Annotated in this window: 23 protein-coding genes; 15 read left to right on the top strand and 8 right to left on the bottom strand. The window is 65.7% G+C overall.

What is annotated here, in order from left to right:
- Positions 1-13 precede the first annotated feature (13 nt).
- The 5 genes from A9J21_RS15105 to A9J21_RS15085 all read left to right on the top strand — a co-directional run bounded on the left by A9J21_RS15105 (position 14) and on the right by A9J21_RS15085 (position 3,717).
- Positions 14-421 (top strand): Zn-ribbon domain-containing OB-fold protein, encoded by a 408-nt coding sequence (locus tag A9J21_RS15105; RefSeq protein ID WP_066736963.1) that lies wholly within the window; start codon positions 14-16, stop codon positions 419-421.
- A gap of 12 nt (positions 422-433) precedes the next feature.
- Complete coding sequence (locus A9J21_RS15100) at positions 434-1,327, top strand: MaoC family dehydratase (protein WP_066736961.1); 894 nt, start codon at positions 434-436, stop codon at positions 1,325-1,327.
- Between the two features lie 42 nt (positions 1,328-1,369).
- Positions 1,370-2,662 (top strand): CaiB/BaiF CoA-transferase family protein, encoded by a 1,293-nt coding sequence (locus tag A9J21_RS15095; RefSeq protein WP_066736958.1) that lies wholly within the window; start codon positions 1,370-1,372, stop codon positions 2,660-2,662.
- A 12-nt stretch (positions 2,663-2,674) separates the two neighbouring features.
- Complete coding sequence (locus A9J21_RS15090) at positions 2,675-3,397, top strand: AraC family transcriptional regulator (protein ID WP_156545912.1); 723 nt, start codon at positions 2,675-2,677, stop codon at positions 3,395-3,397.
- A 77-nt stretch (positions 3,398-3,474) separates the two neighbouring features.
- Positions 3,475-3,717: a hypothetical protein gene (locus tag A9J21_RS15085; RefSeq protein WP_066736954.1), complete on the top strand. Its 243-nt coding sequence runs from the start codon at positions 3,475-3,477 to the stop codon at positions 3,715-3,717.
- Between the two features lie 26 nt (positions 3,718-3,743).
- Here A9J21_RS15085 and A9J21_RS15080 read toward each other — a convergent pair whose 3' ends face one another.
- Positions 3,744-4,652 (bottom strand): LysR family transcriptional regulator, encoded by a 909-nt coding sequence (locus tag A9J21_RS15080; RefSeq protein ID WP_082926437.1) that lies wholly within the window; start codon positions 4,650-4,652, stop codon positions 3,744-3,746.
- A gap of 177 nt (positions 4,653-4,829) precedes the next feature.
- Here A9J21_RS15080 and A9J21_RS15075 point away from each other — a divergent pair, with 177 nt between their 5' ends.
- Together A9J21_RS15075 and A9J21_RS15070 are read left to right on the top strand one after the other, a co-directional pair.
- Positions 4,830-5,906, top strand: a complete 1,077-nt coding sequence (locus tag A9J21_RS15075) for a hypothetical protein (RefSeq protein ID WP_231906931.1) — start codon at positions 4,830-4,832, stop codon at positions 5,904-5,906.
- 95 nt (positions 5,907-6,001) lie between these two features.
- Positions 6,002-7,117: a BamA/TamA family outer membrane protein gene (locus tag A9J21_RS15070; RefSeq protein WP_066737031.1), complete on the top strand. Its 1,116-nt coding sequence runs from the start codon at positions 6,002-6,004 to the stop codon at positions 7,115-7,117.
- Between the two features lie 54 nt (positions 7,118-7,171).
- Here A9J21_RS15070 and A9J21_RS31580 read toward each other — a convergent pair whose 3' ends face one another.
- Complete coding sequence (locus tag A9J21_RS31580) at positions 7,172-7,387, bottom strand: hypothetical protein (protein ID WP_156545910.1); 216 nt, start codon at positions 7,385-7,387, stop codon at positions 7,172-7,174.
- A 57-nt stretch (positions 7,388-7,444) separates the two neighbouring features.
- Positions 7,445-9,436, bottom strand: a complete 1,992-nt coding sequence (locus A9J21_RS15065) for a PhoX family phosphatase (protein ID WP_066737029.1) — start codon at positions 9,434-9,436, stop codon at positions 7,445-7,447.
- A gap of 966 nt (positions 9,437-10,402) precedes the next feature.
- Here A9J21_RS15065 and A9J21_RS15060 point away from each other — a divergent pair.
- The 3 genes from A9J21_RS15060 (at position 10,403) to A9J21_RS15050 (ending at position 12,934) form a co-directional block, all read left to right on the top strand.
- Entirely contained in the window at positions 10,403-11,830 is a 1,428-nt protein-coding gene (locus A9J21_RS15060; RefSeq protein WP_066736952.1) for an OFA family MFS transporter, read from the top strand.
- Positions 11,831-11,845: 15 nt separating this feature from the next.
- Entirely contained in the window at positions 11,846-11,977 is a 132-nt protein-coding gene (locus A9J21_RS15055; RefSeq protein WP_066736950.1) for an oxalate:formate antiporter, read from the top strand.
- A gap of 162 nt (positions 11,978-12,139) precedes the next feature.
- Positions 12,140-12,934 (top strand): SDR family NAD(P)-dependent oxidoreductase, encoded by a 795-nt coding sequence (locus A9J21_RS15050; protein ID WP_066736949.1) that lies wholly within the window; start codon positions 12,140-12,142, stop codon positions 12,932-12,934.
- A 37-nt stretch (positions 12,935-12,971) separates the two neighbouring features.
- Here the strand turns inward: A9J21_RS15050 and A9J21_RS15045 are convergent, their stop codons facing one another.
- Entirely contained in the window at positions 12,972-13,973 is a 1,002-nt protein-coding gene (locus tag A9J21_RS15045; protein WP_066736947.1) for an SDR family oxidoreductase, read from the bottom strand.
- A gap of 232 nt (positions 13,974-14,205) precedes the next feature.
- Here A9J21_RS15045 and ligD point away from each other — a divergent pair, with 232 nt between their 5' ends.
- The 4 genes from ligD (at position 14,206) to A9J21_RS15030 (ending at position 20,676) form a co-directional block, all read left to right on the top strand.
- Complete coding sequence (ligD, locus tag A9J21_RS15040) at positions 14,206-16,851, top strand: DNA ligase D (protein WP_066736945.1); 2,646 nt, start codon at positions 14,206-14,208, stop codon at positions 16,849-16,851.
- A gap of 145 nt (positions 16,852-16,996) precedes the next feature.
- Positions 16,997-17,149, top strand: coding sequence for a hypothetical protein (locus A9J21_RS31575; protein WP_156545908.1), 153 nt, complete (start codon positions 16,997-16,999; stop codon positions 17,147-17,149).
- A gap of 225 nt (positions 17,150-17,374) precedes the next feature.
- Entirely contained in the window at positions 17,375-19,408 is a 2,034-nt protein-coding gene (locus A9J21_RS15035; RefSeq protein ID WP_156545906.1) for a response regulator, read from the top strand.
- A gap of 191 nt (positions 19,409-19,599) precedes the next feature.
- Entirely contained in the window at positions 19,600-20,676 is a 1,077-nt protein-coding gene (locus tag A9J21_RS15030) for a Ku protein (RefSeq protein ID WP_066736941.1), read from the top strand.
- A 201-nt stretch (positions 20,677-20,877) separates the two neighbouring features.
- Here A9J21_RS15030 and A9J21_RS15025 read toward each other — a convergent pair whose 3' ends face one another.
- A complete protein-coding gene (locus tag A9J21_RS15025) occupies positions 20,878-21,342 on the bottom strand; it encodes a BON domain-containing protein (RefSeq protein WP_066736937.1) in 465 nt (154 codons plus the stop codon).
- 415 nt (positions 21,343-21,757) lie between these two features.
- Here A9J21_RS15025 and A9J21_RS15020 point away from each other — a divergent pair, with 415 nt between their 5' ends.
- The gene (locus A9J21_RS15020) at positions 21,758-21,988 is read left to right on the top strand and encodes a hypothetical protein (RefSeq protein ID WP_066737028.1); all 231 of its coding nucleotides are present in this window, start codon (positions 21,758-21,760) and stop codon (positions 21,986-21,988) included.
- 142 nt (positions 21,989-22,130) lie between these two features.
- On the opposite strand, the gene A9J21_RS15015 is transcribed toward A9J21_RS15020, so the two are convergent.
- The 3 genes from A9J21_RS15015 to A9J21_RS15005 form a co-directional block, all read right to left on the bottom strand.
- Positions 22,131-22,883 carry an NYN domain-containing protein gene (locus A9J21_RS15015; RefSeq protein WP_066736935.1) on the bottom strand — a complete coding sequence of 251 codons (753 nt, stop codon included), beginning with the start codon at positions 22,881-22,883 and terminating at the stop codon, positions 22,131-22,133.
- 292 nt (positions 22,884-23,175) lie between these two features.
- Positions 23,176-24,180 (bottom strand): tripartite tricarboxylate transporter substrate binding protein, encoded by a 1,005-nt coding sequence (locus A9J21_RS15010; protein ID WP_082926436.1) that lies wholly within the window; start codon positions 24,178-24,180, stop codon positions 23,176-23,178.
- 112 nt (positions 24,181-24,292) lie between these two features.
- Complete coding sequence (locus A9J21_RS15005; RefSeq protein WP_066737026.1) at positions 24,293-25,402, bottom strand: alpha/beta fold hydrolase; 1,110 nt, start codon at positions 25,400-25,402, stop codon at positions 24,293-24,295.
- Positions 25,403-25,483: the final 81 nt, after the last annotated feature.

Genomic DNA, 25,483 nt, shown 5'->3' with positions numbered 1-25,483 from the left:
AGCGAGGCTACCGATGACCACTCCCTACGTTCCCACCGTTTTCAAGGCTCCGGACGAACTGCCCGACAACGCGCCGTTCTGGCAGGCCGCCCGCGAAGGCCGGCTGCTGGTGCGCCACTGCAAGTCATGCGGCAAACCCCACTGGTATCCGCGTGCGCTGTGCCCGTTCTGCATGGGCGACACCGACTGGAAGGACGCCAGCGGCCTGGGCGAGATCTATTCGTTCAGCATCACGCGCCGTGCCGGCCCCCATCCGTTCTGCATCGCCTATGTGAAGCTCGACGAGGGTGTGACGATGCTCACCCATATCGTCGATACCGACCTGGACAGCGTGCGGATCGGCCAGCGTGTGAAGGTGCGCTTTGCCGAGACCGAAGGGGGCGCGCCGGTGCCGGTCTTCGCGCCCGCCGAGCCGGCCTGAGCGGAGCACCCGATGGCAATCCGCTACCAGCACCTGCGCAACCGCGCCTTTTCCCCGGTGCGCCAGCACTACACCATGCGCGACACCATGCTCTACGCGCTGAGCCTGGGCCTGGGCAACGACCCGATGAACGCGGCGGCCCTGCCCTTTGTCTACGAAGGCACGCCGGGCGGGCTGCGCGCGCTGCCCTCGCAGGCCGTGGTGCTGGGCTATCCCGGCTTCTGGGCGCGCGAGCCCGACACCGGCATCGACTGGGTCAGGCTGCTGCACGGTGAGCAGCGGCTGCGGCTGCATCGTCCGCTGCCCGCCGATGCCGAGGTGGTGGGCCATAACCGCATCACCCACCTGACCGACAAGGGTGCGGGCAAGGGCGCCATCATGGTCACCGAGCGGCGGCTGGAAACCGTGCAGGGCGAACTGCTTGCCACCATCCAGCAGGTGTCGTTCCTGCGCGGCGACGGCGGCTACAGCGACCTTGACGGCGGCCAGCCCAGCGACGAACCGCTGCCAGCGCTGCGCCCGGTGCCCGAAGACCGCCCGCCCGATCTTGTCGACACCCAGCCAACGCGGCCCGAAGCGGCGCTGCTGTACCGGCTGATGGGCGACTTCAATCCGCTGCATGCCGACCCGGCCGTGGCAAGCGCCGCCGGCTTCGAGCGGCCGATCCTCCATGGCCTTGCCAGCTACGGGCTGGTGGCCCACGCGCTGCTGCGGCAATGCGCGGGCCATGACCCGGCACGGCTGCGCGCGTTCGATATCCGCTTTGCCGCGCCGGTCTTCCCCGGTGAAACGCTGGTGACCGAAATCTGGCGCGACCCCCTGCAGGCCGGCCAGTTCCAGTTGCGCGCCAGGGTGCTGGAGCGCGACAAGGTCGTGCTCAGCCATGGCTGGGCCGAGATTGCCTGAGCGCGACGGCCCATTGATCCTGCCCGATTCCTTCGCTTCGATATGACCGCTTCCAACGAACCAACTCCTGGCCTGCCGCCGCCGTCGCGGCAGACCGGCGCGCTCAGCCATCTGCGCGTACTCGATCTCTCGCGCGTGCTGGCGGGCCCGTGGTGTACGCAGAACCTGGCCGACATGGGCGCCGACGTCATCAAGATCGAGAAGCCCGGCGCGGGCGACGACACCCGGCACTGGGGGCCGCCGTATCTGGACGGCGATGACGGCCCCACGCGCCAGGCCAGCTACTTTGCGGCCTGCAACCGCAACAAGCGCTCGGTGACGGTGGACATTGCCACGCCCGAGGGCCAGCGGCTGGTGCGCGAACTGGCGCAGCAGAGCGACGTGGTGATCGAGAACTACAAGACCGGCGGCCTCAAGCGCTACGGGCTCGACTACGAGACGCTCAGCGCGCTGAACCCGCGCCTGGTCTACTGCTCGATTACCGGCTTCGGCCAGACCGGACCCTACGCGGCCCGCCCCGGCTACGACCTGCTGGTGCAGGCCATGAGCGGGCTGATGAGCATCACGGGCCAGCCCGATGGCGAACCCGGCGGCGGCCCGCTGCGCGTGGGCGTGGCGGTGATCGACGTGTTCACGGGGATGTATGCCACCACCGCCATCCTTGGCGCGATCGAGGCGCGGCATCACACGGGGCGCGGCCAGCGCATCGACATTGCCCTGCTCGACGTAGCCATGGCGATATTGGCGAACCAGGGCGCCGGCTACCTGAATGCCGGCGTGGTGCCGACGCGCCAGGGCAATGTGCATCCGAGCGTGGTGCCCTACCAGGACTTCCCCACGCGGGACGGCAACATGCTGCTGGCGATCGGCAACGACGGGCAGTTCGCACGCTTCTGCGAGGTGGCCGATGTGGACTGGGCGCGCGACGAGCGCTACGCCACCAACAGCGCCCGCGTCACGCATCGCGACACGCTGATTCCGATGATGTGCGAGGTGACCCGCGCCAGGCCGACGCACGACTGGATTGGCCTGCTCGAAGCGGCTTCGGTGCCGTGCGGCCCGATCAACGACATCGGACAGGCGTTTGCCGACGAGCACGTCCAGCATCGCGGGCTGCGCGTGGAGCAGTACCGCTATGCAACGGCAGACCGTCCCGAAGCGGACACCGTGAACCGGATCTGCTCCACGGCCAGCCCGCTGCGATTGTCAGACACGCCGCCCACGCTGCGCCACGCACCCCCTGCGCTGGGCCAGCACACGGACGAAGTGCTGCGTGACTGCCTGGGTCTCGGGCCGCAGGCGGTGGCGGACCTGCGGACCAAGGGCGTGCTGTAGCCGGTTGCCGACATGCGGCTCAGTATCGGGTCGGCGTCGCACCTGCGTCTGGCGCGTATCGCACCGGCATTCGGGATGACCGTCACGGCCACACGCGGCACGGCCGTGATGCGGCGCGATGGCTTCGCACGCACGCTGTTGCCCGGCGTGCCGTGCATCGTCATGCCGTTCCAGTCGTTCGACCTGCTGGTGGCCGGCAGCGTGGCGCAGCCGGCGGGCTGCCGGATCGAGATCGGTCTGGCGTCGGCCGCGCCGGTTCCTGGTGGCCCGGCTGATGCGGGTCCGGCTGATGCGGGTCCGGCTGATGCGGGTCCGGCTGATGCGGGTCCGGCTCAGGCAAGCCTGCATCGGGATCTGTCGCGGCGCATTTTCCTGCAGCCCGATCTGCCGTGGAGCGCCGCCTTTGCCGCGGGCTTGCTGGGGGAATCGCCCGACCGTCTGCGGCGGATGCTGTTTGCCGAAGGTGCGGCATTCGGCGACCTGTGCCGGACGCAGCGCCTGATGCGGTTGCTGTTCGAGGCGCCTCACAGGCGCGCCAGCCTGACGTCGCTGAATCGCAGCCTGGGGTGGCCGCCCGGCCACGATCTGGAATCATCATTCCATGACAGATTCGGCATCACGCTAGATCTGCTTCGGCACGCCACGGCCGCCAGCGATGCGCCACGCCATGCAGGGTGGCCAGCCCGCGTAACGCCCCCCGCCGCCCACTATTGGCCCAGCCTATCCCCCGCATAACAAACCGGTCTTGGACGCTATAGCCGGAAAGGCGGATCATCGCGAGCAACGGTTTTCCCCACCCACCGGAGTCTTCGATGAAGTCCGCCCTGCTCGCCCTGTGTGGCGCAGCCTCCCTCCTTGCCTCGCTGTCCGCCGTTGCTGGTCCCGACTTTGCCGTGATCGAGCGCGCGCGTGCCAACGCCCATCAGCGTCAGCAGGTCAAGCCCGCCGCATGCCATTGCGACACCGCAAGCGGCCCCGGCACCGGCACCAGCACCAGCACCGCCCCGTCGGCCAGCGTGCCGAAGGCCGCCCTGGCGCCAATCCATACCAGCTAGGCCAGCGGCGCAGGCAGATCGCCGGCTCAGGCGCCGGTCAGCGCCGCCGCGCGGCCCGCTTCGGCCACGAAATCGATGAACCGGCGCACGCGCACCGGAATATGGGTGCGGTGCGGGTAGTACATATAGAGGCCGACGTTGTTGCTGTCGAACTGCCGCAGGATCGGTATCAGGCGGCCGGCAGCCACGTCGTCGCGCACCAGGAACATCGACAGCTGGCCGATGCCCATGCCGGCCCGCACGGCCGCGATCTCTGTCTGCACGTCGTTGAAGGTGGCGACGGCCGGCACGTCCTGGAATACCAGGTCGCCATCGATGCTCAGTTCCCAGGGCACCATGCGCCCCGTTGCGGGCCGCCGGAAGCCGGTGCAGGCGTGCTGCAGCAGTTCGTCCAGCGTGCGGGGCTCGCCATGCCGTTCCAGGTACGCGGGCGCCGCGCAGATCGCCATCGGCAGGTCGCACAGCCGCCGCGCCACCAGGTTCTGGCCCGGGCTCGTGCCCGACCGGAAGCCGACATCGATGCGTGACTCGACCAGATCCGTAAAGAAATCGCTCAGTTGCAGGTCGAACGTGATGCCCGGATACATGGCGCGGAACTGCTGCATCAGCGGCACCAGCACATGCGTGCCGACCGATGGCGGCGCGGTCAGCCGGATCAGCCCGTCGTCCTCGCTTTTGGCACTGCGCACCTGCGCCAGCGCCTCGTCCAGCTGACGCAACCCGGGATCGGCCAGTTCGAACAGGCGGGCGCCTTCGTCCGTCAGGCTCAGCTTGCGGGTGGTGCGATGCAGCAGGCGCACACCCAGATCTTCTTCCAGCGTACGCACGGCCTTGCTGACGGCCTGTGGCGTCACGCCAGCGTCCACTGCGGCACGGGCAAAACTCCTGGCCCGCACCACGCCCAGAAACAGTGTCAAGACACGCGCCCTGTCCATGATCCTTGCGATGTATTCACAACCGGCGGTTGGCAATGGCGCAAGAATACCCGAGCGGGTGCCGCCGCGAGCATCTGAATCTCCTAAGTCGCATTACGAAAACATTCACTTCGGCCATGGCGGGCAATCGGGGAACATCGGTGCCATCCGGTTCAATCCTCAGGAATACAGCCACCCATGCCCGCCTGCGGCAGCCAGAGCGGCTCCTCCGTCCGATCGTCCCTGCGCTGCAGGCTGGCCTGCCTGACGGCGGCGGCCTTGCTCGCCCTGCCGGGCATGGCCCATGCGTGGACGGCGGGCGGCGGCGGGGGTGCGGCGGCGGCCACGGCCTCGCCCGACACGCATTCGGGTCCGTATCGCGGCATCGTCGGCCCGGTCGGGACACCGGAGCCCGCGCCAGCCGAACCGCCGCTCTGGGACCGCGCGCTGCCCTTCTTTGCCCAGCGCGTGATCGACAAGGGCTACAACCTGCCCAACCCATACGACATCGGCTATTCGTACTTCGACGGCTACCAGCGCTACCAGCTCAGCGACCTGCAGATATCCGCCGGCAACAATCCGCTGCGCGCGGCCGATTTCGTCCAGTTCCAGCAATCGCGCATCCATAACACGTCAAATCAGGTGCAGGTCGGGGCTTGGCTGTTTCCGTTCATGAACGTGTACGGCATCGTCGGCAATGTGCAGGGCAGCGGATCGATCGACATCAATTTCTCGTCGCTGACCGACCTGGAACGCTTCTTCGGCATCAATGTCGGCTGCGGCGGGCGCCGGCCACGGGCAGCGTGCAGCCAGGCGATCAAGCTACCGACCCAGCACGCCAACTACAGCGGGCACACCTATGGCGGCGGCTTTACGCTGGTGGGCACTTACAAGCACCTGTTCTTTTCGCTGCCGGTGACATACACGGTGTCGGACATCACCATGTCGGAGACGCCGATCAAGTCGATCAATATCGGGCCGCGCGTGGGCTGGAATATCCGGCTCGGCCATGGGCTGGGGCTGCTGACGCCATACGTGGGGGCCACGTACTTCCGCACGCGCGCCACCATCACCGGCCATTTCGACGTGCCGCTGCCCGACACCGACGGGCAGACCGCGCGGCTGAACTACCAGATCGGCGAGCATGTGACCGGCTACTGGAGCGGGTCATTCGGCGCAAGCTGGACGATCAATCGCAGCTTCGGCCTGCTGATGGAAATCGGCTACGGCTATAACCGCAACAACATCATCGCCACCGGATTCTTCCGGTTCTGACAACCATGCGCGCCGCCCCGCCTCCGGTCCGAATCAAGGCCCGACTTCCGGCCCGACTTGGCGCGCTGTTGCTGGCCGCCTGCTCAGCCAGCGCCATGGCACAGACCGGCGCCGAGGCCGGCCCGGAGCCCAAACCCGAACCCGAGCACGCAAGCTGGATCGACAAGGTGCTCAACAAGCTCGGCGCATCGAAGGAAGTGGACCTGAGCCACGGGATCGACTGGGGCGTGCTGCCCGGGCCGTTCTACAACCCCGAGATGGGGCTTGGCGTCGGGGCCGCGGCGGTGGGCCTGTACAAGCCGAAGAACGCCGAAAAGGACACGCAGCTTTCCACGCTGAACCTGCATGGCTTTCTGACCACCTCGGGCGCGGTGGGCATTGGCGTGGACAACAACACGTTCTTCGCCGACGACAGCTATCGCTTCGTCTTCAGCGGCGCCCTGATCAACATGCCCACTTCGTACTGGGGCATCGGCTACGACAAGGCGATCAACGACGCCAACAAGGAAGGCTACACGCGGCGCGGCATCGTGGTGCAACCCCGGATCATGATGCGGGTGCGGCCCAACGTCTACGTCGGCGGCGGCTACGACTTCGAATACGACAACGCGGCCCAGCTGGACCGCGGCGCCAGCAGTGCGCTGGCTACCGACCCGCACGGCACGCGGGTGCTCAGCAGCGGCCTGACCGCGCATTTCTCGTACGACACGCGCGACTTCCTGCCCAACCCGTACAAGGGCCAGGCGCTGCTGGTCAATGGCACGGTCTACCGGCGGGCCATCGGCAGCGACAACGACTTCGAAACACTGGAAATCACCTACGACAAGTACTTCCCCATGCGCGAGCGCGACGTGCTGGCCTTCGACATCTACGGCAAGTTCAACTGGGGCGATGTGCCGTGGAGCATGATGTCCAAGCTCGGCGACAACCGGCGCATGCGCGGCTATTTCATGGGCCAGTACCGCGACAAGGCCATGATGACCGCACAGGTGGAGTACCGCTGGCATATCGTGGGGCGCCAGGGTATGGTGTTCTGGGCCGGCACGGGCGCCATCGCGGGCAACCCGGGCGCGCTCACGTCGGCGCACTGGCTGCCCAACGCCGGCGTGGGGTACCGCTTCGAATTCAAGCCCCGCGTCAACGTGCGCTTCGATGTGGGTGTCGGCCGCAATACCAAGGGCGTCTATTTCCAGATCAACGAGGCGTTCTGAACGAGCATCCGGTCCCGGCAGACGCGGGCGAAAGCGGTTGCCGCTGGCAGGGGCTCAGATCGATTGCTCGCCCGCACCCATCGGCAGATCGTCCTGGGCGGCAATTGCCACGAGTTGCTCGAGCTTCTCAAGGGCCCGTGACAGTGCAATCGCGCTGCGCTCGTGCGGCTTGCCCGCGCGAAATATCGACTGGATGCGGGAGTGGCGCGATAGCCCGCATGAAGACGCCGGTCCCAGAACTTCGACGGCTCGCCACCAGCGCTGGAACAAAAAAAACGCCGCAGACCGGTTGGCCCGCGGCGCCTTCAGGACTGACGGCTGCCAGTCTTACTTGCCCAGCTTCACGCTCGTGGCGTCGGCGGTCAGGTAACCGACCGAGGCGCCCAGGCCGTTCTTGTAGTTGGCAAACACCAGCGGCTCAACCTGCGTCTTGACCTGCGTCTTGATGCCGTCACCAGCATGCTGGAAGTTGCTCATGATGTAGGTCCAGCCGTTGATCTCGTCAACGGCGTGCAGGCCCGTCGATTCGGCACCGGCCGGCACAGACATCAGACGCGACAGCTTCTTCGTGTCGATGTTGTACGCCCACAGGAAGTTGTTGGTGTGGCGGCTGCTGTCCTCGCCGATAAACAGCGTGCGCAGCTTTTCCGAGAACTTCAGGTTGTCCGGGTTGCCGATGGTTTCCGGATCCGACGTGTTGCCCAGCGCGTCAGCGGTGATGTCCTTGCCGACGATCAGCGCCTGGGTATGCACCGGCATCCATTCGCTGTTGATGGCCGCGCCAGCGGTGTCCTTCTGCCCGCCGGCCAGCTTGTGCTGCAGCACGCCGCCCGAGTTGATCGCGGCAGGCACGCTGATACCGCTTTCGGCGTACCAGCCCTTGGCCGTGTTGTTGGTCACCATCGAGTCCACGATGTTCTGCAGCGCGGAGTAGGCGATCTTGTCCTTGATGTTGACCGTCGTGCCTTCCATCTTGGTGAAGCCCATGCTGCCGCCCATCAGGGCCGCGTAGCGGTGGGTTTCCAGGAACGCGGCGACCAGTTCCTTGCCGGCCTTGACGCGGACCCACTGCGCCGCACCGCTGAGCATGATCTTCGTGTACGTCGTATCGGACGGATCGGTGGCCGAGTAGTCCATGATGTCGGCGAACGTGTGCGACTTGGCCCAGGCTTCCACCTGCGCGCTCGTGGCGTGGCCCAGCTTGATCCACGTCAGGTCGGCGCCGGCTGCGGCCGGGTCCACCGAGAAGCCTGCACCCACCTTGGCCACGTAGAGCGTACCGGCCGACAGGTCCTTTTCCTTGTCCGCCACGAACACGAACAGGCCGCTGTTGGTGGCGTCGTCGCCCATCAGCACGGTGCGGTTGTCAGGCATCACCTGCACCAGCTCGTGCGAGATGCGGCCCACGCAGTAGTGCTTCCTGATCGAGCCCGTGCCGTCGGCGTTGACCGTCACTTCCGGCAGGTGGCCGTACAGGTACGGGTTGAACGCGATCGTCGAGGTGCCGTACAGGTTCAGCGCGTAGTCGATGCACTGCTGGTTCGTTGCAGCGGTGCGTGCGTCCGGCTCGTACTCTTCGCTCGACAGGTGGGTGTTCCACGGCGACAGGCTGGCGCCACAGGTGATCCACAGGCCGTTGGCGCTCGACGTGTCCACGTTGTGGTACTTCACCAGCGACAGCTTGCCCGTGGCCGGGTCCTGGTCCAGCGTCAGCACGGCGATCGGCGACGGCAGGCGGCCGTACATGTCCTTGAGCTTGGCCTGGTCCCACGTCGTGTATTCGAACTGCACCACGGCGAAAACCGTGTTGCCCTTCACGCCGGCAACCTTGGCGCCTTCGATCTTCAGCAGCGACGTGCCATCCGGCGAATCGGAGAAGAACTGCTTGTTGGTGGCCGTCGACGACGGGTCGAGGATCGGGTTGTTGTTGATATTGAAGTAGCCGCCGGCCAGGATCTGGCCACCGTTGCCGTCCGGCACCATGTCGCCGGTCATGAAGAACGGCTGGTAGGCCAGCTTGTACGTCTGGCTGGTGCCGTCGCTCAGCTTCACCGTCAGGCTGGAGCCGACCGTGGTCGTAGCCATGGCTGCCGGGTTGCTCAGCGAAGGCGCCGGCATGGCCGTGAACTCGGCCGACACGAAGCTCGGCGTGACGGTACCCGGCGGCGTCGTGCCGCCCGGCGTCACGGCCGCCGGTGCATCGTCGCCGCCGCCGCAGCCAGCCAGCAACGAGGTGGAAGCCAGGCCAAGCGGCAGCATCGGCGCGCCGGCCAGGAGTTTCAGGGCCTTGCGGCGCGAAGCGTCAGGTTTTTCGAACATCTGTTTGTTTCCCGTCTGGTTGTTATCGAACGCGCCCTTGCCATTGGCAGGCCATTCGTCCTTGTGAGGCCGGCGGCACAAGGCCGCACCGGGACGCATCCTATTGAGCGTTTATGACAACAAGTTGAACCCAACGTGAATGCGTCATACATCCAACACACGGTTGCCTGTCCGCCCGTGCACCGGTAAAAATCGCGGGCAAAAAAAACGCCGCAGCCAGGATCTGGCCGCAGCGCGTCAATTCGCCGGTCCGCACGACACCCACTATGTCGCCCGTTGCACCCCATTTCTGGTTCGACCGGCTTGTCCTTTCATGGCAGAGGAAAACCGCCACGGGACCGCATCGTAGTGATCAACGGTGTCGGTTTCATGACAACGTGTCTTTACATACGACCAGGCAAATTCATGGCTGATGTTTGCCCCGGCAGTCAGGCGACAGGCTCGGAACCCGCGGTTCAATGGCTTCCCGAGTGTGGTGAAAATCAAACGGATACAGGATGCTGCTTCGAATTTTTACTCATGAGCACCAGAAATTCAGGTATCCGGGGAATATGTCATCTTTAGCCTATTGAAGTGATCAATCCGGACGGCTAAGGTTCTGCGCATAATATTTTCCACGGCAATATATGCAAATTCGTGCATATATTGTTCGCCCCAGCCGGAAAAACAATGATCCATTCCATGACGGGACGCACCAGTCGTCTCCAGCCGCCCTCGTTCCTGGCCCCTCCGGGTCATGCCGCCGCGCGTCCGCGCGGCCGGTTCCGTTTATCTGTTTTGTAGCAACCCGTAGCAACCGTCGCCATTCCCGGGCCAAAACGTCTCTGAAAGCCCGGCACGGCGACAACCTCTGGAGGTAATCCGCGCCAAGGGTGTGACGGGGTCAACCGACGGGCCAGCCAGACCCGGCGGACGCGCCAGACTGCACGGACGGATTACCGAGGATCCACGACTGGAGAACATCCAATGAGCAGTGTTATGAATGAAGGTGGCATGCCGTCCCACGGGTCGGCGCCGTTCTTCTCGAAAGAAGCGACCTACGCCAAACCGGGATTTTCCCGCTGGATGGTGCCGCCGGCCGCGCTTGCGGTGCATCTCTGCATCGGCCAGGCCTATGCATTCTCGGTATTCAATGCCCCCCTTTCCAAGGTGATCGGCATTACCGAATCCGTGGCTGACGACTGGAAGCTGACCACGCTGGGCTGGATTTTCTCGCTGGCGATTTTCTTCCTGGGCATTTCGGCGGCATTTGCCGGCAAATGGCTGGAACGCGTCGGCCCGCGCCGCACGATGTTCACGGCGGCCTGCTGCTTCGGTGGCGGTTTCCTGATTTCCGCGCTGGGCGTCTACACGCACCAGATCGTCCTGCTCTACCTGGGCTACGGTGTGCTGGGCGGCATCGGGCTTGGCCTGGGCTATGTGTCGCCGGTGTCGACGCTGATCCGCTGGTTCCCGGATCGCCGCGGCATGGCAACCGGCATGGCCATCATGGGCTTCGGCGGCGGCGCGATGATCGCCGCGCCGCTGTCCGTGGCGCTGATGAACTACTTCAAGAGCGCCACTTCGGTTGGCGTGACCCAGACCTTCCTGGTCATGGGCGTGGGCTACTTCATCTCGATGACCATCGGCTCGCTGGCCATCCGCGTCCCGCCGCCCGGCTGGAAGCCGGAAGGCTGGACCCCGCCGGTGGTCGAAAACAAGATGATCACGCGTAACCACGTGCATATCGACGAAGCGCTGAAGACCCCGCAGTTCTACCTGCTGTGGCTGGTGCTGTTCCTGAACGTGACGGCCGGTATCGGCGTGCTCGGCCAGGCGTCGCTGCTGATCCAGGAAAGCTTCAAGGGCAGCGTGAGCGCGGCGGCCGCCGCCGGCTTCGTGGGCCTGCTGTCGCTGTTCAACATGGGTGGCCGCTTCTTCTGGGCGTCGTCGTCGGACTGGATCGGCCGCAAGAACACCTACTTCGTGTTCTTCGCGCTGGGCGCCGTGCTGTACTGGCTGGTGCCGCAACTGGGCGCCAGCGGCAATATCGCGCTGTTCGTGCTGGGCTACTGCGTGATCATGTCGATGTACGGCGGCGGCTTCGCCACCATCCCGGCCTACCTGGCCGACATGTTCGGTACCGCCTTCGTGGGCGGCATCCACGGCCGTCTGCTGACCGCCTGGGCCGCCGCAGGCATCGCCGGCCCGGTGCTGGTGAACTACATCCGCGAATACCAGGTGGCACACGGCGTGACCGGCGCCGACGCCTACGCCATGACGCTGCACATCATGGCCGGCCTGCTGGTCGTGGGCTTCATCTGCAACCTGCTGGTGTCGCGCGTCAATGCCAAGCACCACATGAGCGATGCCGACGTGGCCAAGCTGGGCGCCAGCGCCGGCGCGGCCCACTGATCAGGAGTCATGCAAATGGAAAACCAGAACCTCAACGCACAATCGACCAACAAGGGCCTGCTGGCCGTTTTCTGGCTCTATGTGCTGGTACCGCTGGTGTGGGGTGTGTCGAACACCATCACCCAGGCGATGAAGCTGTTCCACTAAGCGCCAGCCCGCTCCGGGCACGCACCGAAGGCCGCAAGCAATTGCGGCCTTTTTGCATTTTTTTGGGCAATGCACGGCCGGAACGCTGCGTTCCGCAATCCAGACTTGCACATTGCCAACGGCCTCATACACTTGACGGGCCAACCCACCCCTGGAGTTCACATGAAGATCGACCTGTCGGGCAAGACCGCCCTGGTAACCGGATCCACCGCCGGCATCGGCTTTGCCACCGCGCGCGGCCTGGCCGGATCCGGCGCACGCGTGATTCTCAACGGCCGCAGCCAGGGCAGCGTGGACAAGGCCATCGCCGCGCTGCAGGCGGCCGTACCTGGCGCCGATGCCGTGGGCTTTGCCGGCGACCTGGTCGATGCCGCCATCAGCGACACGCTGGTCAAGGCTCATCCCGACGTCGATATCCTGGTGAACAACCTCGGCATCTTCCAGCCGCAGGACTTCTTCGAGATCCCGGACAGCGAATGGTCGCGCTTCTTCGAGGTCAATGTGCTGACCGGCGTGCGGCTGTCGCGCGCCTACGCGCCGGGCATGGTCCAGCGCAAATGGGGGCGCATCGTGTTCGTGGCGTCGGAGTCCGGCATCAACATTCCCGTGGAAATGATCCACTACGGGTTCTCCAAGACGGCGCAGCTGGCGGTATCGCGCGGCCTGGCAAAGCGGCTGGCCGGTACTGGCGTGACGGTCAACTCGGTGCTGCCCGGCCCCACGCTGTCCGAGGGCGTGGAAGCCATGCTCAAGGATGAAATCGCGAAGACCGGCAAGCCGGCCGAAGAGGTGGCCTCCGATTTCGTCAAGGCGCATCGCAGCACGTCGCTGATCCAGCGTGCAGCCAGTGTCGACGAGGTGGCAAACATGATCGTCTACGCATGCTCCAAGCAGGCGTCTGCCACCACAGGCGCGGCCCTGCGCGTCGATGGCGGGGTGGTCGATTCGATCATCTGACGGCGCCGTCTCCCGCCTTGCCCGGCGGCCGCCCTGCCTAGCCGCGCCGGTGGCGCATCAGCGCCGCCATGGCTGCCGAGGCGCCCACCACCAGCGCGGTGGTCAGTATCGGATGGCGGGTCGAAGCCGTGTACGGACACACTTTCATCGCACGGCGGTCTCCAGCCCGCTCCACGAGGCTGTTGCCCGCCGCATGCAGCGCGTTGTCGTCGCGCGGCCCGGCCGGCATGTCGGTCTGTTGCGCACGGCCCATGAAGCGCCGCATGAAACGATCGAACGTGTGCGGCGCATAGTACGCCGCCGCCGAGTACGCCTTGGCGGCGGCACCCACGAACATGTCGCGGCGCGGATGCTCGGCGGCAAACAGGATGGCCTCCGCTGCCATTGAAGGGTCATACAGCGGCGACGCCTGCTTCGGCTCGACATGCAGGAAGTTCTTCGCGTGGGTGACGATGGGCGTGTCCATCCCCGCTGCCTTGATCAGCGTGACCGACACCGGCGCCTTCTCCTGCTCCAGTTCCAGCCGCAAGGTATCGGTAAACCCCTTGATGGCATGCTGCGACGCCACGTAGGCGCTCTGCAGCGGCAGCGGACAGTCGCACGACTCGCTACCCATGTTGATGATCGCCCCGCCGTTCTGCCGCAGATGCGCCACGGCCGCCAGCGATCCGTGCACCACGCCCCAGTAGTTCGTTTCGAACAGCCGGCGATGGTCTTCGAGCGGCACGTCGTCGTGACGGCCAAAGATTGTCACGCCGGCATTGTTGATCCAGGTATCAAACCCGCCAAAGCGCTCGATGGCCGACTGAGCGATCTGTGCCACGTCCTCGTGCTTGCCGACATCGGCGGTGACGGTGATGACTTCGGTCCCGTGCTCGCGCAGTTCCTCGGCCAGCTTGTGCAAGGCATCCTCGCCGCGCGCCACCAGTATCAGCTTGGCGCCCAGCGCAGCGGCCTTGCGCGCCGTGATGAGCCCCACACCGCTCGTGGCGCCCGTCAGCACGATGACCTGCGAGCCAATCTTCTTCAGCGTCTTCATGTTGCCTCTCTTGCCTGGATGCAAAGGTTTGGGTCGAATCCTTCGCTGTCGTCGCACATCCCGTGCCCGCGCCTGGCAATCCGGCGCGCCGGATGTGCGGCGCAGCAAAGCCGGTCAGGAATTACAAATGCGGGAAAAATCGCCCGTCGATGTAGGACGGCTACCGCTTTCGCACGCGGCGTGCGCTGCATAAGCTGGAACGACCACTGCGCAACTTCCCCCACCTCCGCCCATGGCCAAGCCCCCAGCCTCCGACGTCCCGCTCGGCAAATACCAGCGCAAGCGCGACTTCGCTGCCACGCCAGAGCCCAGCGGCAAGCCCGCCCCGCGTGCCAGGAAAAAGGCGGCCAGCGGCAACGGCGGGCATGCCTTCGTCATCCAGAAACACGCGGCGCGGCGTCTGCACTACGACTTCCGGCTGGAACTGGACGGCACGCTCAAGAGCTGGGCCGTGCCGAAGGGGCCCAGCTACGATCCGGCGGACAAGCGCATGGCCGTCCATGTGGAAGACCATCCGCTTGACTACGCCGGTTTCGAAGGCGTGATTCCGGCTGGTCACTACGGGGCGGGCACGGTGATCGTCTGGGATCGGGGTGAGTGGATTCCAGACACTGACCCCGAGGCCGGCTATCGGGACGGCAAGCTGAAATTCGAACTGCGCGGTGAAAAGCTGCAGGGCCACTGGACGCTGGTGCGCATGGGCGGAAAAAAGGCCCGCGACGACAACGCCTGGCTGCTGATCAAGGAACGCGACGAGTATGCGCGGCCGGCATCGGAGTTCGACGTGGTGGACGCCATGCCCGACAGCGTGCTGGCCGGCACCGGGAAGCCGTCGAAGAAGCAGGCCGCCAACGGGAAATCGAACACCGCGGAGCAAAAGACGACCGCGCGCAAGACATCGAAAAAGGCGGGCGGCAAGGCGCCCCCGCTGCCCGCCGCCGCCAGAAAGGCTGCCCTGCCCCTGGCGCTGGCGCCGCAACTGGCCACGCTGGTGGACAAGCCACCGGCCGACTCCACGCAATGGCAATACGAGATCAAGTTCGATGGCTACCGCATCGTGGCGCGTATCGACGGCGCGGATGTGCGGCTGTTCACACGCAATGGCAACGACTGGACGTCGAAGCTGCGCGGACTGGCCGCCGAGATAGCTTCGCTGGGCTGGCCCGACGGATGGCTCGACGGCGAGATCGTGGTGGTCGACAAGCACGGCATCACCGACTTCCAGGCCCTGCAGAATGCCTTTGAGACGGCGCACGCCGAGTCGATCCAGTTCTATGTATTCGACCTGCCCTGGTTCGCCGGACACGACCTGCGCGCGGTGCCGCTGGCCGAACGACGCAACCTGCTGCACGGCCTGCTGGCCGGACATGCGTCAAGCCGCTTGCGCTTCAGCGACAACTTCGAAGGCGACCCGGCCGACATGCTGGACGCCGCCTGCCGCATGAAGCTCGAAGGCATCATTGGCAAGCGCGTGGACGCCACCTATGTCAGTTCGCGCTCGCCATCGTGGATCAAGCTCAAGTGCCAGAACCGGCAGGAATTCGTGATTGGCGGCTACACCGACCCCAAGGGCAGCCGCAGCGGGCTGGGGTCGCTGCTGTTGGGCCTGCATGATGCCGAGGGCAGGCTGCGCTACGTCGGCAACGTAGGCACCGGCTTCGACACCGCCATGCTCGATGCACTGCGCAAGCAACTGGAACCGCTGGGCATCGACGATACGCCCTTCGACCCCCTGCCACGCGGCATCAAGGGCCACTGGGTCAAGCCCAGGCTGGTGGCCGAGGTGACGTTCGGCGCCTGGACCCGCGAAGGCCGCATCCGCCATTCCGTGTTCCACGCACTGCGCACGGACAAGCCGGCCGCCGCCGTGACGCTGGAGGTGCCTGTCAAACCCGATACCCAGAGCCGCGCGCCTGCGGCAAAGGCCGCCGCGACAGCCAGCGCGAAGACACCAACGAAGGCGACGAAAGCCACGAAGCCGGCCAAAGCCGCCATCGGCAACGTCGTGGTCAGCCATGCCGACCGCGTGATCGACAAGTCCACCGGACTGACCAAGGGCGACCTGGTGGGCTACTACGCCCACGCCGCCGGGCTGATGCTGCCGTTCCTGCGCGGGCGGCCGCTGGCGCTGGTCCGTGCGCCGTCGGGCATCGATGGCGAGCAGTTCTTCCAGCGCCATGGCGATACGCTGCACGTGAAAGGCGTCAAGGCCCTGGACCCCAAGCTCTGGCCGGACCATCCGCCCCTGCTGGAAATCACGACGGCCTCGGCGATCGTCGAGGCGGCCCAGCTGAACGTCGTGGAATTCCACACCTGGAACGCCAGGGCGCGCAGCATCGACAAGCCCGATCAGATCGTCTTCGATATCGACCCCGGCGAGGGCGTGAAATGGCGCGAGATCCAGGAGGCCGCCAGCCTGATCAAGACGTTGCTCGACGCGCTGTCGCTGCAGTGCTTCCTGAAGACCAGCGGCGGCAAGGGGCTGCACGTGGTGGTGCCGCTATCCGCCCGTGCCGGGTGGGACGCCGTGCGCGATTTCGCGCAGGACGTGGTAACGCACATGGCCCGGACCATTCCCGATCGCTTTGTAGCAAAGAGCGGTCCGCGCAACCGGGTTGGCAAGATTTTCATCGATTACCTGCGCAACGGTGTCGGCGCTACCACGGCCGCGGCGTTTTCGGCGCGGGCCCGGCCCGGCCTCGGCGTATCGATTCCGGTCAGCTGGGACGAACTGGATGACCTGACCGGCGCTGCGCAGTGGACCGTTGCCAACGTTGGCGGACGCCTCGACGAACTGGCGCGCCACGACCCCTGGGCCGGCCACGACAAGGTGCGCCAGACCCTGACGCAGGCCCGCAAGCAGCTCGACAACGCCTGATCGCGGCGCACGCATCCCTCACGCCACAGGGCCTGGCCGCCCTGTCGGCGTCCGTCTGTCAGCCATCGCGCCATGCGCGGCACGGTTCTTGCCACACAGCACCCAGAACCTGGGCCCCGAGAGGCCCAAGGCCGGACTGGAACCGATGAGACAAGACCCTGACCCCTGGTATTCAAGCGAATTCTGGCAACGCGCCATCATCGGCGTTCTGATGCTGGCACTGGCCTATCTGCTGGCTTCGCCGGCCGACGCACGCGCCAATGCCATGCGGCTGCACATCCATGCGGCGGGCGGCTGACACCCCGCCGCACACGCATCGTACAAATGTCATAAATACAATGGAAATGGGCGGAATGAAGGTAAAAATTACAACTCAGGATAGGTTGGCGCCACCTGCGGAGCGTGCAGGGGGCGATGTTGTGCCGAATCGTGCCCTGAGCGCGCCCGTCCTTGCCATCACCAAAGCCAAAGCGGCGATGTCTGCCGCCTGTCAGCCATGAATGCCACGCCTGCCCATCATCCGATGCGTCGACCGCTCGTCCTCAATGTCGAGGGCCGCGAGGGGCCGCGCTACGTCAAGAGCCGCATCCTGAACCGGGCGGACTTCGCCGTGCTTGAGGCGTCCGACGGCCAGGCCGCGCTTTCGCTGGTGCGCCAGCACGCGCCAGACCTGGTGCTGCTGTCGGGCCAGCTTTCCGATATCGACGGTCTGGACGTATGCCGCCTGATCAAGAGCGACCCGCAAACCGCCCGGACCATGGTGCTGCTGACCTCACCGGGCGTGACCGACTCCCATCGCCGCGTGCAGGCGCTGGACGGCGGGGCCGACAGTTTCCTGGTGGAACCGGTCGAGCCCGAGGAACTGGTGTCGAACATCAACGCGCTGCTGCGCATGCGCGGCGCCGAGGACGCCTTCCGGCGCACGTCGCAGGCGCTGCACGAGAACGAGGACATGTTCCGCCAGCTGGCCGAAGCGCTGGCCGACGTGGTCTGGATCATCGACCCGGCTGCCCACCGCTTCGTGTTCGTCAGCCCGTCGTTCGAAGCCCTGTGGGGCCGCCAGGTCGATGCCGTCAAGCACGACCCGACCTGTTGGCTACAGTGGGTGACGCCCGACGATCGCCCCCGGTTGGAACAGGAATGGCAGAGCATGCTGCGCGACGGCCGGCTCGATACCGAATTCCAGCTCGAGCGTCCCAACGGCGAGATCCGCGAGGTGCATATGCGGGCGTTTCCCGTGCGCGGCGCCGACGGGCGTTGTCTGCGCGTGGCCGGCATCTGCCAGGACGTGACGCGCCACAACCGCGCCGAGCGCACACTGCACAACGAAGAGCGCCGCAAGGACGAATTCCTGGCGATGCTGGCCCACGAACTGCGCAACCCGCTGGCGCCGATGCGCAGCGCCGTCGACCTGCTCCAGCAGTTTTCACCAAGCCGCGAGGATATGTTCCGGGCCCGCGACATCATCAGCCGCCAGTTGCACCACCTGACGCGCCTGGTCGACGAATTGCTGGATGTGTCCCGCTTCAATCAGGGCAAGATCACGCTGCGGCGCGATCTGGTGGAACTGCGTGGCGCGCTCAATACGGCTGTGGAAACCGTGCGGCCCCTGCTGGAATCGCGCCGCCACACGCTGCGTCTGTCGCTGCCGGAACAGCCGCTGCCCGTACGGGGCGACATGGTCCGGCTCACGCAGATCTTTGCCAACCTGCTCCACAATGCCGCCAAGTTCACGCCGGAAGGCGGCCAGATCGCCGTCGAGGCCACGGCATCCGATGGCAAGGTGGTGGTGCGCGTGCGCGACAACGGCAATGGCCTGTCCCCGGACATGCAACGGCAACTTTTCGACCCGCTGGCGCCCGGCGCGGGCGGCGATGCATGGGCACATGGCAATGGCGAGCACGATGACCGGCCGGCTGGCGATCTTCAGACGCCGCCGCAGGCCCAGCCATCGCAGCAAACCCCGCCGGCAGCCCAGCAACCGGCCATCACCGACCCCGACGCCTTTGCCGCGCGCGAAGGGGCCGGCATCGGCCTGACGCTCGTACAGAAGCTGGTGACGCTGCATGGCGGACGCATCAGCGCCGAAAGCCCCGGCCGGAACCTTGGCAGCACGTTTATCGTCGAACTGCCGGTGGAACCCTGGCAGACCTGGCACCCGACGAGCGGCAAGACCCGTGTGGCAACCACGGCCGCGCACACGATCATGCTGGTGGATGACAACGCTGACGCCCTCGAGGCCATGACGATGACGCTGGAAACGCTGGGCCACACCGTGGTGACCGCGCCCGATGGCCAGAGTGCCATCGCGTGCGCCGCCAGCGTGCGACCGGATGTCGTGCTGCTGGACCTGGGCATGCCGACCATGGATGGATTCGAAACCGCCCGGCGGCTGCGCGAAATTCCGGAACTGCGCAATGCCCGCCTGGTGGCGCTGACCGGATTCGGCCAGCCCGACGACCGGCGCCGCACCCGCGCCGCCGGCTTCGACCTGCATCTGGTGAAGCCGGCGGATCTCAACGCACTGACGCGCCTGCTCGAAGAGCTCGACGCATGATTGGCAAGCGCCAGCACAAGGACCGCAATGCATATCACTCCCGAACCGGATATCACGCCGCCGAAGCCGGAAATGCCGCCGCCGGAGCCACCTGACACGACCCCCGAGCCGGTCAACGATCCACCCCCCGGCGACACGCCCCCGCCTCCGCCGCAGCGCGCCACCCGGGCGGCGTGAACGACTGACGGGCCATGTCACGCGCGATCTGGAAGGGCGCCATCAGCTTTGGGCTGGTGAACATCCCGATAGCGGTCAAGCCCGCGTCGCGCTCGCATTCGCTTGACCTCGATCTGCTGGACAAGCGCGACATGGCACCCGTCGGCTACCAGCGCATCAACAAGCACACCGGCAAGCCGGTGGAACGCGGCGATATCGTCAAGGGCTACGAGTACGAGAAAGACGAGTACGTCGTGCTGACCGACGAGGACTTCAGGCAGGCCAACGTGGAGGCGACGCAGACGGTGGATATTGTCAGCTTCGTCGACGCGGCCGCGATTCCGCCCTACTTCTTCGACACCCCTTATTACCTGGAGCCTGACAAGCGCGGCGAACGCGGCTACGCGCTGCTGCACGAGACCATGCGCAAGACCGGGCGTGCCGCCCTGGCGCTGGTGGTGCTGCGCAACCGTCAGCATCTGGCAGCGCTACTCGTGGCAGGCAAGGCGCTGGTGCTCAACACGATGCGCTTTGCGGACGAACTGGTGCCCGTCGCCGATCTGAGCCTGCCCGGCGGGAAGAAGCATGCTGCCAGTGCCCGCGAGGTACAGATGGCGACCAAGCTCGTGGAAGACATGAGCGAGGACTTCAACCCCGGGCAGTACCACGACACCTATCGCGAGGACCTGCTGGCCCGCATTCACGCCCGGGTCAAGGCCGGCAAGACCCATCTGCAGACGGCAGCTGCCGGGGAGACCGCCGCGCCGGCCCGCAAGGGCGCCAAGGTCATCGACATGATGGCGTTGCTCAAGCAGAGCCTGGGGCAGCGTGGCAAGCGCGGCGCCGGCGCAGCGCATCCCGATGCGTCGGACAACGTCGACGAAGACGAGGTGCCGAAGAAGTCCGCGCGGCGCGCGGCGACCGGCGCTACCAAACGGGCGACGTCGACGAAGGCGCCGGCAAAGTCGTCGGCCACAAGGAAACCCGCTGCAACAAGCCACGCAAAAAAGACGCCGGCACGGAAGTCGACGCCTGCGAAAGCAGTCAAGACCGCAAAGGCGGCAAAGGCGGCAAAGGCTCCCGCACGCGGCACTGCACGCAAGGCCGCCTAGCGGCCAGGAGGCTCGCGCCACACCCGGTGTACGCCCGGAAGCATCGATCCAGGCGCACAAGAAAAAGAGCCGCGACACGTGGGAGGGTCGCGGCTCAGCGCAGAGGCGACCTTGGTCGCCGCGCATCATCAACTGGCACTACCTGTCTCTACGGGCTGTCTCTTCGGGCTGTCTATACGGGCCGCTGTGGCCCAGTGCAGATCAGCGCGACGACACCTTCAGATTGTCGTTCACAGAATCCACGCCTTCTACCGACTTCACCGTGTCCAGAGCCATCTGCTTTTGCTCGGACGATGGCACCGAACCAGTCAGGTTCACCACGCGATCCTTGGTCTTGACGTGAATGCCGGTGGACTTCAGGTCCTTCGTCGCCAGCAGCTTTGTCTTGATCTTGGTCGTCAGGGCCCCGTCGGTCACCGCCTGCTTGGCACCTTCAGTGCTGGCGTCAGGCCTGGTGTCGGTCGTTGCCCCGGTGGTGTGGTCGCCCTCCGTGCGGCCAGACATGTTCGAGGCATTTTTCGCGGGCGCCGGGTGCATAGTCGATCCGCTGGTCGTGCTCGTATCGGCAACCTTCATGAAGCCACCGTTGTCCAGCGCGTACGCGCCGCTGGCGGTGGCCAGCGCCGCAACCATCGTGGCAATGCGAAGCGTGTGTACGGTTTTCATGGTGCTATCTCCTTGTTAGCGTTTGAATCGCAATGAATCAAGTCCGATTCACATGGATGCACGAAGCCGGAACCCCAGAGGCGGCGTACCTGGCGCTGGCACGGTAGTCCGGCATCTTGTCCATGACTCTGCAAGGAGCGTTCCAAAGCAAAGCCCTGGACCGCTCAAATCCTGCTGGACGCCGCACTGCGGGCCACGCCCGGAGAGCATGCGCCCACGTCGCTGCATGACTGCGCGGCCACCCCGCCCCACGGGCGTGAAAAGCATGCATGCGTTGTAAATCGGTGAACCGGCATGTTGCGCATCGGCTACCTGTATGTCTGACAGATGCCATACCCCCGACTTTGGCGCGTGGCACGCCGATTGCTGCTTCAACCATGCGGCAGCCCGCCGCGACTTGGACTTGGAGACAGCAATGGGACAGCAGCAAGGTAGCCAATCCCAATCGGGACAAAAGCAGCAGGAGCAGCAACCCGGCCAGCGCGGCAACCAGCAGCAAGGTAGCCAGGATCAGCAACGCCAGCAGGGTGGTGGCCAGATGGGCAACCAGGACAAGGGCTCGGGCCAGCATCAGCAGCAAAGCGGCACGGGCAGCCAGCAGGGATCGGATCAAGGATCCCAGCAGCAGAAGAACCGTCAGCAGTAACGCTGCCGACGTCCAACCTTTCCAGGCCCCACAGTGACATCTCCACGGTTGTCACAGCACGTTTGAAGTCAAGACGTGCCAGAAGCGGGGCCCCGCGCCGGAACATCCGCCATGGGTGTTCCGGCGTCTTACGTTCTGGGTGTCAGCAGGGCTGTGTGTTGCGTGGGGTGCCGGACTTTGGCCATTGCCAGGCCTGCACCGGCCCGGCGTCCATCTCAAGCCTAAGTCTTCGATTCGGTCTCGGACATGTCGTCCGAATGCCATCCACATGTTCCTGCAACCCTGTCGGCACGCTTTGCCACATGGGGTCCAGAATGAAATCGACGCCCTCACGCCGCGCAAGTTTTGCAGCCGGTATGAAATCTGCGTCTCCCGCCACCAACACAATCTGGCGCACCTGCCGCTTGAAGGCAAGCGACGACACATCAAGCCCAATCCGCATGTCCACACCCTTCTGCCGGGTGACGACTCGCACATCGTTCTCGCTCAAGTCCTCGATGCCAATTTTGCGCTTGAGCAGGTCGTCGATTCGCGCCGGCTTGATCGTCCAGCTTGTGTCATTGGAAAGATGCCCGAGCCTCAAGGCAAGTTTGCGTTTCTGCTGAAGCTGAACATGCAATGACCTGCGAAAGTTCGCCTCGTCGGAATCGCCAAACGCTATGACGCGACGGGAAACGGGATTGTGGAGCTTCTTGACTAGCGGCGGGCAGTCGTAGAAAAAGATACGATACAAGTCCCGATCGATTCGTGCGCCATCCCAGGTCTCGTGAAGATGCGCGATTGCCCAGCGGTACACGCAGTCTGCCGCATGAACAGCGTCGTATGCGTGTTCCGGTTCGATCTCGCGATAGCGTTTGATGAAGTAGGCGCCATCGACCAGGATACCTGTAGGCATTGACTGCTTCCTCGTTGTGTCCGACTGTCCGCGCAAATAGAAACGCCCAGGGGTTCGGCGCTTCCAAAATCACGGGGGAACACGCTTACTGCCAAGGGCGGGATGGACGCATCCTAGCAATGCCGCCGGCTTGCCACAAGCCCTCAGGCTGCATGCAGCATTGCACCGTCGCTTCGGTGAATGTTGGCGCTGCAATGCAAGGCCCTGGATCCCATGCTCCACGCGGCCCGTTGTGGAGTTGTGTCCAATTCATGAGAGAAATCTAATTTTCTTGCGTGCGGCGGACGCGTACTCAACCCAGCCTTCCCGATACGGCCGCCAGCGCTTGCCGCCACACGTCGCGCTGCCGGTCGAGATAATCGATGGCCTGCTGGCCGGTCAGGCTCAGTGGTTCGGCGCCGTCCTGTGCGAGCCGCTGCCGCAGCGATGGTTCGCGCAGCAGCCGGGTCAACCGCGCGGACAACGCGCTGCGGCGCGCTTCGGGCACGCCGGGAGACGCCAGCACGCCGTACCACGCATCCTGCAGCATCCCGGAGATACCCGCTTCGGAAAACGTCGGCACGGCAGGCGCCAACGGGCTTCGCGCCTTGCCCGTGACCGCCAGGGCCCGCACACGGCTCTGGCGCATCAAAGGCAATGCTGCCTGCAGCGTGCTGACCAGCAGCGCCACGTGACCGCCCTGCAGGTCGACCAGCGCGCGCGCACTGCCGGGATAGGGCACGTGTGACATCGACACGCCGGCCTGGCGGCACATCAGTTCACCGACAAGATGGGCACTGGAATGGATGCCAAGCGAGGCATAGGCGATTTCGCCGGGGCGTTGCCGGGCATCGGCAAGCAGGCGTTGCAGTATGGCGCGTGCCTGGTCCGGCTGCGTTCGCGTGCCATCGCCCGCCATCAGCAGGACATGCGGCGTACTGGCAACGATCGCCAGCGGGTGCAACTGGCGCGCGGGGGCCTCGGGGCTGCTGTCCAGCAAGGGGCCGATACTGACCGAGCCGACCGTGCCCAGCAGCAGCGTCTGCCGGTCGGTGCCGGCCCGTGCGGCCTCGAACATCGCAATCTGACCTGAAGCGCCCGGCCGATTGTCGACGATGGTCGGCTCGCCATCGCCTCCCAGGCTGTCCGCCACGATACGCGCAACATGGTCCGCGCCACCACCGGCCGCATAGCCCACCAGCAGATGCAGGGGCTGAACGTAAGACAGGAATTGGGCAGCGGCGGCTGGCCGCCAGGGGCGCGCAAACGGCAGGGCCAACAATGCCGCGGTGACGCGCCGGCGAGCGGGAACTGACATGAAGGCGGCGGCACGAATCGGAAAACTGCGGCATCGTAGCACCGCGCGCCAACCTCCGCCGCCCGGGCAAACCCGCCCGGAGCGGCGCCAACGGGACTAGCCCCCCGTCATCTCACGGCTGCGGGGCGCGACAGGCTGCGCCCTTGCCGTTCGCAGCGGGGTCCATGCCGAAGACCGCCTGCGCCCCGCACTGCGAACCGAACATGCGGGCCTGGTCATGACCCACGCCTGCCACCTCGAACGACCGGTGGGCACTGGCCTGCCCCGGCGTCGCCAGCACCTGCTCGTAGCGCCAGTATGCGCGTGCGCGCTGCAGGCGCGTGGGCCCTTCGGCCTCGGCGCCGCAAGCCTTGTCCAGGACGCGATGATTCGGATCGTTATCCTCGCTGCCCACCAAGTAGGTGACCTGGCGCTGCATGTAGCGCCGATAGAGCGTCATGCCATCGGCGCCGCGCGCGTACGCCACCATATCGCGCATGCCATAACGGTACTTGTCATAGTCGGCGCAGGTGCTGGTGCTGTAGGGCGCGAAGCGGCGGTAGTCGGGCGCCACCGGGCGATCGGGCGTGAAGTAGAGATAGGACGACGGATTGGCGACCACATAGCGCAGGTCGATGCCGGATGCCCGCACCTTTTCGTCCACGTTGTTCAGCACGGCGTACCGATGCACGATCTGCGCGCCACCCGAATGGCCGGCCACGGTCACCTTGCGCACCATCGGCAGGCGCTGCCTGTCGGTCACGTAGGCCAGCAGGTCGTCAAGCACCTGCAAGGAACTGACGCCGGCACCGGGACCGGACACCGCGTCCTCGCCACCGATCCAGCCCTGCACGGTCCACACCGGCATGTTGTCGAAATGCTTGGCGGCGTCTGGCGTGCCGGGGAAATTCGGCGCCACGAGCAGCACTTCGCCGGGGTTCCGGCCACTGGCCTTCAGCAGGGCCGCGCCAGCCTCGTAATAGTCGTCGCCATTGCGCTGCAGGCCATGCTGCACAAACACCACTTCGCGGATACCGCGCAGGTCGCCGTTGAGTGCGTGATTCGCATAGACCGGGAAGTCGTAGCCCGCCCCGCTGCCAAGGTGCACGCGCTGCCACTGGGGCCTGGCCGCCGCTGCCCCGGGCGAGGCAGGCGTCGTGCCGGACTGGCTGGCACAACCGGCCAGCGCCATGACCGCCGCGGCAACGATAGTGGCGGGCAAATACTGCGTAATGCGGCGCATGAGGGTGTCTCCTTTGATGTTCTGGCCGCCCGCGCGCATCGGGCGAAACGCCAATATTACGACCGCGCCGGCCGCACGTAA

This window comes from Cupriavidus sp. D384, from assembly GCF_001652915.1.
Classification (GTDB): domain Bacteria; phylum Pseudomonadota; class Gammaproteobacteria; order Burkholderiales; family Burkholderiaceae; genus Cupriavidus.
This window is presented reverse-complemented; position numbering and strand designations above follow the sequence as displayed.